This is a genomic window from Cyclonatronum sp. (assembly GCF_022565315.1).
Lineage (GTDB): Bacteria > Bacteroidota > Rhodothermia > Balneolales > Cyclonatronaceae > Cyclonatronum.
Genome location: NZ_JAIUMX010000043.1, coordinates 19,698 through 28,159 on the forward strand (window position 1 = coordinate 19,698; position 8,462 = coordinate 28,159).

The window sequence follows — 8,462 nt, forward strand, 5'->3', positions numbered from 1 at the left end:
ACTATTATGGCAGAAGAACTTTTTTATGAAAGCAAGGGCTCAAAGATTGTCCTTAATGATGATGAGGAAAGGGGAATCAGAGTTGTTACAAAAATTCTGAACCAGGAGTTTCCGTCGCTGCAGCTCATCAATCAGTTTTACAACGAGCATGAACTGACGCACGGCCTCTCCATCAAAGGGGTACGAAAAAGCTTTGGCCGGAAAAGGGTACACAATCGACATGCAATTGTGTTGGAATACGTGCCGGGAAAAACCATCCGGGAAATCGTTGAAAAAGATGTGTTCAATGCGCCTGATTTCCTGAAATATGCCATTGCAATTTCCGGAATTTTATCAGACGTACATACGGCAAAAATTATCCATAAGGATATTAACAGCCACAACATTATTATCTGCGAAGATAGCGGTGAGGTTTATCTGCTTGATTTTGGTATTTCTACTAAACTGAATCTGAAAAAGAAGAGCCTGGAGAACCCGGAAAAGCTTGAGGGCTCTTTGCTTTACGTCTCGCCGGAACAAACCGGCCGAATGAACAGAATGGTCGATTACCGTACAGACCTGTACTCGCTCGGGGTTACCTTTTATGAAATGCTGACCGGACAACTTCCCTTTCAGTCGGACGACCCCATGGAGATTGTTCATGCACATATTGCTGCTCAGCCGCCGGCGCTGTCATTTTACCGGAAGGATATACCGGAAATGCTGGAGCGTATCATCCTTAAACTCATGTCCAAAAATGCTGAGGACCGCTATCAGTCAGCACGGGGCCTGTTGAAAGACCTGCAGTATTGCCTCGATGAGTGGGAAAAACTGGGCCGTATCTACGATTTTGAGCTGGCTCAGCATGATTTCTCTGGTGATTTCCGGCTTCCTCAAAAACTGTATGGCCGCGAGAAAGAACTGGGCATGCTGATGGACGCCTTCGACCGGGTCGCTGACGGCCATGTCGAAACGGTGCTCGTGGGCGGTTACTCAGGCACAGGGAAATCAGTTCTGGTACATGAAACACACCGCCCGATCACAGCCCAAAGAGGGTATTTTATTGAAGGGAAATTCGATCAGTTTCAGCGCTCCGTCCCTTATCTGGTGTTCATTCAGCTGTTTACCAGTTTTGTTTCGATTCTGCTTGCGGAAAACAAACCCCGGCTGGAACAGCTGCAAAAGCAGATCAGAGATAAAGTGGGAGATGAAGGAAAGGTGCTCACTGATCTGATCCCGAACCTTGAGCTGCTGATTGGCCCGCAGCCCGTCATTCCCCGGCTCGGTGGTCTTGAGTCGCAAAACCGCCTCAATTATCTGTTCAGCTCTTTTGTACAGGCGATCACCGCTGGCGGAAACCCCATTGTGATGTTTATCGACGACCTGCAATGGGCCGACAGCGCATCCCTTTCGCTGCTTAGTGTGCTGATGTCGAACAAAGAACTCAAAAACCTGATGTGCATCTGCGCTTACCGGGATAACGAGGTGAGTGAGGCGCATCCCTTCATCACAACGATGGATGAAATGCGGAAAAAAGGTGCCGTAATTAGTGAAATCAGCATCAGAAATCTTGAGGAAGCGGATGTACATCAGCTGATTTCAGACGCTACACATCTGCCGCTTAATCAGACCGCTTCCCTTGCGGCACTGGTTTATGAGAAAACCCTGGGCAATGCTTTTTTTGTGACACAGTTCCTAATGAGCCTTGCAACGGAATCACTTCTGCATTTCGACTACAAAAACCGGATGTGGAAATGGAATGATGAACAGATTCGGGAGCGGAACATCACCGATAACGTGGTAGAATTGCTTGCCGGAAAAATCACCTTCCTTCCGGAAAATACGCAGGAAATTCTGAAGATTGCTGCCTGTATCGGCAATCAGTTCGATACGGAAACCCTGGCCGCGTGCTATAGCCCGAAATCCGGCCCGGGGCAGGTTTCCGATGCTGAAAATGAGATGATACTGCGGGCGCTTCAGGCCGCCCTTGCCGATGGCTATATTATGCCGGTTGAAAACCGTTATCGTTTCACCCATGACCGGATTCAGCAGGCCGTTTATTCCCTTATTCCACAGGGCGGAACAAGCTCGGTACATTATCAGATTGGTTCACTTCTCTTAGAAAAGGTTTCGGAAGAGCAGCTGGAAACCCAGCTTTTCGAAATTATAAATCAGCTGAATCAGGGGCTTGAGCTCATCAGCACTGAAGCTGAGCGGAGAACGGTTATTGAGCTGAACCTCCGTGCCGGCATCAAAGCACGGGAGTCATCAGCTTTCCAGCCGGCTTTGGGGTATTTCGAAACAGGTATCGGCTTATTGAAGGATGATCACTGGGAGTCGCAGTACAATCTGAGCCTTGCTCTGTTTACAGAAGCAGCTGAAACAGCCTACAATATGGGCGATTTCGGGCCCATGGAAGAAAAACTACGCACCATACTGACGTACAGAAAAGAGCTGATGGATGCGGTGAGACCCTACGCGATTCGTATTAACGCGCTTAAAGCCCAAAATAAACTGCAGGAAGCCATCGATACCGGCCTTGAAGTGCTGGAGCAGCTCGGTGAGAAATTCCCCAAAAAGGGTCCGCTGCCGCTGGTGATGGCTGATTTGATCCGTACCAAAATTATGCTTAGGGGCAAAGATAAAGAAACCATTTCAGGCCTGCCGGAAATGACCAATCCCTACAAGGCCGCCGCCCTGAGGATGCTCAATGATATTGCTTCGCCGGTGTACTGGGCACGACCGCAAATTCTGCCTTTTGTTATTTTCCGGATGGTCCGGCTCTCCCTTAAGTACGGGGTGACGGAAATTTCGGCTTTCGGCTTTGCTACCTACGGACTGCTGATGTGCGGGGTTCTCGGCGATATGCGTTCCGGATATCACTTCGGGCAGATTGGCCTGGCACTGCTCGATCGGTTTGAAGCCAAAAAATGGTTGTCGCAGATCTACACCCCGGTTTACGCCCTCATCAATCACTGGAGCGAGCATGTACACAAATCGCTTGATCCTTTCCTCTATTCATATAAGGTTGGGTTTGAAACAGGCGCAATCGAGTACGCCTGCATAAATGTGAACATCTATTGCAACCATATTTATCTGGGAGGGAAACCCCTTGAACAGTCTGAGCGGGAGATGAAAATGTTCAGTGAACAGATGCTCAACTACAGGCAGGAAACCAATTACAATTATAACGAAGTGTACCGTCAGGCAGCGCGTAACCTGCTCGGTCTTTCTGCCGACCCGGCGGTGTTGTCGGGCGAAGCTTATGATGAACGAATAATGGCTCCGCTACATGAAGAGCGGAAAGACCGGGCCGGAATCTTCCTGATCCACATCAACAACCTGATGCTTAAGTACCTTTTTCGTCAGTATACCAAAGCGCAGGCCCATGCCGTATCCGCACGGCCTTTGCTGGATGCGGTACTCGCCAAATACGATGTGGCGGTATTCTGGTTTTATGAAGGGCTGGCAGCTATGGCAGTAGCACGTGAGCAGAGTGGAAGTAACCGTACAACCCTGCTGCGCCGTGCGAAAAAAAATATCGCTCAGTTCCGGAAATGGGCTAAGTTCTGCCCGGTAAACCATCAGCACAAACTGGATTTACTGAATGCTGAAATGGCCTGGTGCAGGGGGGAAGACAGCAAAGCCCGAAAACACTATGAGCTGGCAATCAAGGGTGCGGAAAAGGGGGAATTCCTTAACGAACAGGCATTATCTCTTGAAAGAGCCGGTATGTACTACCTCGCAGCCGGACAGGATTTCATAGCCGAAAATTATGTGCGGAAAGCATTTCAGACCTATAAAGAGTGGGGTGCTGCAGCAAAGACACTGGATTTGAAAAAACAGTATCCTCAGTTTCTTATCGGGCTGGATCCGGACCTTCAGAGTGCCACAAAATCAGGCGCACAGTCCGAATCCTCATCTACAGAAAATGCTGCTCTGGACCTTGATACCCTGATGAAAGCTGCACAGGCGATTTCCGGAGAGGTTGTGCTCGAGCGGCTGCTGAAAACCCTGCTGAGCATCAGCATTGAAAATGCCGGAGCCGAATCCGGTTGTATCATCATGAAAAAGGGGCAGCAATGGTACATTAAAAGCGCCTATTTTGCCGGTGCGAAAAATCCTTCTGAGCATACTGAAACACTGCTTCCGGAAAATGAGCGCGTCCCGGAAAGCCTCATTCAGTACGTTCAGAACACAGCTCAGAGCCTTGTTTTAGATGATATCGCCAAAGATAACCGCTTTATGGCCGATCCTGTCGTGAAAGCAAACAATCTGAAATCGGTTATGTGCCTTCCCTTATCAAGCAAGGGGAAATCTGAAGGCATTCTGTACCTGGAGAATAAGCTGCAGACCTCAGTATTTACCGAGGGCAGGGTCCGTTTTCTTGAATTGCTTTCCGGTCAAATTGCCGTTTCCCTTGAAAATGCACAGCTGTACGAAAACCTCGAGTTGAAAATTGAGGAAAGAACATCCGACCTGAAAGCTTCACTGGAAAACCTGAGAGCCACTCAGGAGCAGCTCATTCAGCAGGAAAAACTTGCCTCCCTCGGTCAGCTCACTGCAGGTATTGCCCACGAAATCAAAAACCCTCTTAATTTCGTCAATAATTTCTCGGAGGTATCGATTGAAATGGTAGATGAATTACGGGAAGAACTCTCAGGCCTGATAGCAGGCAATGCCGGTTCAGAGGATGATATCGTAACCGAAATCCTGGACGATATCGAAGCCAACCTGCGAAAAATTTACGAGCACGGTTCGCGGGCTAACGCCATTGTGCAGTCTATGCTCATGCACAGCAGAGGCAGTTCCGGGAAAATGGAACCAACAGACCTGAATGCGCTCATTAAAGAATATGTGAACCTTTCTTTCCATGGTATGCGGGCCGCTAAAGATGCTTTTAATGTAGCACTTGAGTTTGAGCTTGATGCTGCTGTTGGAAATGTGCCCCTGATCAGTGAAGATTTCACACGGGTAGTAATTAACCTGTGCAACAATGCATTCGATGCCATGCGGACTATTGCAGAGCAGAGGCCTGCAAGCTTAATCATCAGGACGAAACTTCAGCAGGGTAAAGTGTTGGTTGAAATCGAAGATAACGGCCCCGGTATCCCGCGCGAAATCAAAGATAAAATCATGCAGCCTTTTTTTACCACGAAAAAAGGCACACAGGGAACAGGCCTCGGACTTAGTATTACCAATGATATTATTAAAGCACACGGAGGTACTATCGGTATAAAAACCAAAGAGCATGAAGGCACCACGTTTACCATTGAGCTGCATGTTTAGCCAAACAACGCTATTTCCCTCTGCCCGCCTGCCTGCCGGAAAGGCAGGGGTTGTTGGGATGCTGCTGGTTTTACTGCCTTTTGTTTTTCTTGCGGCCTGTACCCGCACGTTCGGAGATAAGGACGCCATACTCCCACCAACGCTTTTCCCTCAGCCTAAAACGGTTCAGCTAACACCAGGCCAACCTGTCCCCGCTACACCAATAATTATGCACCCCGACAGCGTGGTCAGCCCCCGATCTTTTACCGTTGACCGTGAAGCGTTAACCAGAATAAATGCCCACCCCAACCGGCAAGCAATACCCAACGAACGAACTACCATACCCATTGACAGAAGCCAGCTCAGAACCATCTCTCTGGGGGAGGGCGACTCCGATTTTGCTTTGGTTAGCCCCGCAGGAGAAACGTTACCCACCGGTGTTCCAATCCCGGCTACCGGTAAACCGGTAAATGCTGTTCATTCCAGAGCCAACATAGCCATGCCACCCTCAAGCAGGGATGCCGCCATTGCTCACCTGCAATTTTTAAATGTGGAACATGGTTTGGCTTCATCTTACGTAAGGGCCGTCCTGGAGGATCGTAGCGGAAATATTTGGGTGGGAACCCGTGGAGGGGTAAGCGTATATAGCGGTGATAGTTTTACCCACTTCACCGTAACCGAAGGCTTGTCGAATAATCTCGTGAGGGCCATTCTGCAGGATAAAAGCGGAAATATCTGGCTCGGCACTGGTGGCGGTGGGGTGAGTGTGTACAATGGCGAAAGCTTTACGCATTACACCGTAAATGAAGGATTATCCAATAATTTCGTCGCGGCCCTATTGGAGGATCAAAACGGCAATATTTGGGTGGGAACTGAAGGTGGCGGGGTGAGCGTGTTTGACGGAGAAAGCTTTACCCATTACACCGTAAATGAAGGCTTATCCCAAAATACCGTCTTTTCGCTTATGGAAGACCAAAGCGGTAATATTTGGATAGGTACTTTGGACGGCGGAGTGAACGTGTTTGACGGGGAAAGCTTTACCCATTACACCAAAAACGAAGGCTTATCCGATAATACCGTTTGGTCCATTCTGGAAGATCAAAACGGAAATATATGGATGGGTACCTGGTCCGGAGGGGTGAATGTATTTGACGGAGAGAGCTTTACCCATTTCACTACAAACGAAGGCCTATCCCAAAATACCGTCTTCTCCATACTCGAAGATCAAAGCGGCAAAATCTGGCTTGGTACACAAGGTGGCGGGGTTAACCTATTTAATGGAGAGCGCTTTACCCATTACACCGAAAACGAAGGCTTATCTCATAATACCGTTTGGTCCATTCTGGAGGATCAAAGTGGTAATATCTGGCTGGGAACTGAAGGCGGAGGGCTGAACCTGATTAATGACCAGAGTTTTACCCATTACACCACAAAAGAAGGCATATCCCATAACGACATCTGGTCTGTTCTGGAAGACAAAAGCGGAAACATCTGGCTGGGCACCTGGGGCGGCGGAGTGAGTGTATTTAACGGAGAAAGCTTTACCCATTACCCTGTAAGCGAAGGCTTATTCAATAGTATCGTGATGTCCATTCTGGAGGATCAAAGCGGAAATATCTGGCTGGGGACCGGTGGCGGTGGGGTGAGCGTATACAATGGAGAGAGCTTTACCCATTATACCGTAAACCAGGGCTTATCAAATAACAGCGTCTCCTCCATCTTAGAGGACAGCAGCGGAAATATCTGGCTGGGCACCGGTGGCGGTGGGGTGAGCGTATACAATGGACAGAGCTTTATTCATTACACCGAAAGCGAAGGATTATCAAGTAACTTTGTCTTCTCCATCATAGAGGATAAAGACGGAAATATCTGGCTTGGCACACAGGGTGGTGGGGTGAGCGTATTTAACGGAGAAAGCTTTACCCATTATACCGTGAACGAAGGATTATCCAATAATAACGTCTGGTCTATTCTGGAGGACAAAAACGGCAATATATGGCTGGCTACTGAAGGCGGAGGGGTTAACATATTTAACGGAGAAAGCTTTACCCATTTTACCATAAATGAAGGCTTAGCCCATAACAGCGTTTTCTCCATTATAGAAGATAAAAGTGCTCCTTTACATGAAACCCGTGTTTTTATTGGTACGGAAAATGGGTTGTCAATAATTTCGTTGACGGAAGACCCAACGTCCGGTGGTACCGAATTTGCCGTCAGTATTCAAAGCTTTGGTAAACAAGATGGATTGAAAAGCTTGAGATTTAACACGGGTGCTATAATCGACAGTAAATACCGTGCATGGTGGAGCACCGGCAATGGCTTAACGATGCTGGATTTGAATACATTTGCATTTTCTGATAAAATACCCCAACCCCGTTTAACACATTTAGAAATTAACGAGCAGTTCATAGATTATCGTAACATACCGGATAGTGATCAGAATCCAATCAAATTTACCGGCGTGCGAAACTTTGAGAACTATCCCCTCGGGTTGCAATTGCCATACGATAAAAACCATCTCACCTTTTATTTTGCAGCCATAGACTGGGCAGCACCGCATAAAGTCCGATACACCTACAAGATTGTGGGCTTAGATACATATTGGAGTCAACCCACCTCCGACCCGGTAGCCGATTATCGTAACCTCCCCTTTGGTACCTACACTTTTCAAGTCCGTGCCATCGGAGAGAGTGGTGTATGGAGTGAGCCGTTTGCCTATACATTTACCATTCTTCCTCCCTGGTGGCATACCTGGTGGGCGTATGGATTTTACCTGATGCTCTTTATTTTCGCCCTTTATTTATTGCGTCGATATGAACTAAATCGTTTCAATCTTAAAAATCAGCTTGAAATTGAGAAAGTAGAAACAGAAACCCTCCGAAATCTGGATCAACTTAAATCTCATTTTTTTGCCAATATTTCGCATGAATTCAGAACGCCTCTGACACTGATTATCGGACAGATTGAAACCCTTCTCGATTCTGAAAAAGACCGGAATAGAAAAAGAAAACTGGTATCCGTAAACAGAAATGCAGAACAACTTCTGAAATTGATTAATCAGCTTTTGGATTTATCTAAACTGGAAGCGGGTAAGATGGAGCTTAATCCCCTTGAGCACAATATCGTTACATTTCTGAAAAATCAGCTGTTTTCATTTGAATCCCTTTCTGATTCCAGTAATATCATTTTAAATTTTTCATCATCCAAAGCCACGA

2 protein-coding genes are annotated in these 8,462 nt (G+C 47.4%); both read left to right on the forward strand.

Annotated features, from left to right (window positions below):
- Positions 1 to 6 precede the first annotated feature (6 nt).
- Positions 7 to 5,268 carry a trifunctional serine/threonine-protein kinase/ATP-binding protein/sensor histidine kinase gene (locus LAT75_RS08625; RefSeq protein WP_291482247.1) on the forward strand — a complete coding sequence of 1,754 codons (5,262 nt, stop codon included), beginning with the start codon at positions 7 to 9 and terminating at the stop codon, positions 5,266 to 5,268.
- Positions 5,231 to 8,462: sensor histidine kinase (locus LAT75_RS08630; protein WP_291482248.1), on the forward strand; the 3,232-nt coding region annotated here is incomplete at its 3' end. The genes LAT75_RS08625 and LAT75_RS08630, both read left to right, overlap by 38 nt.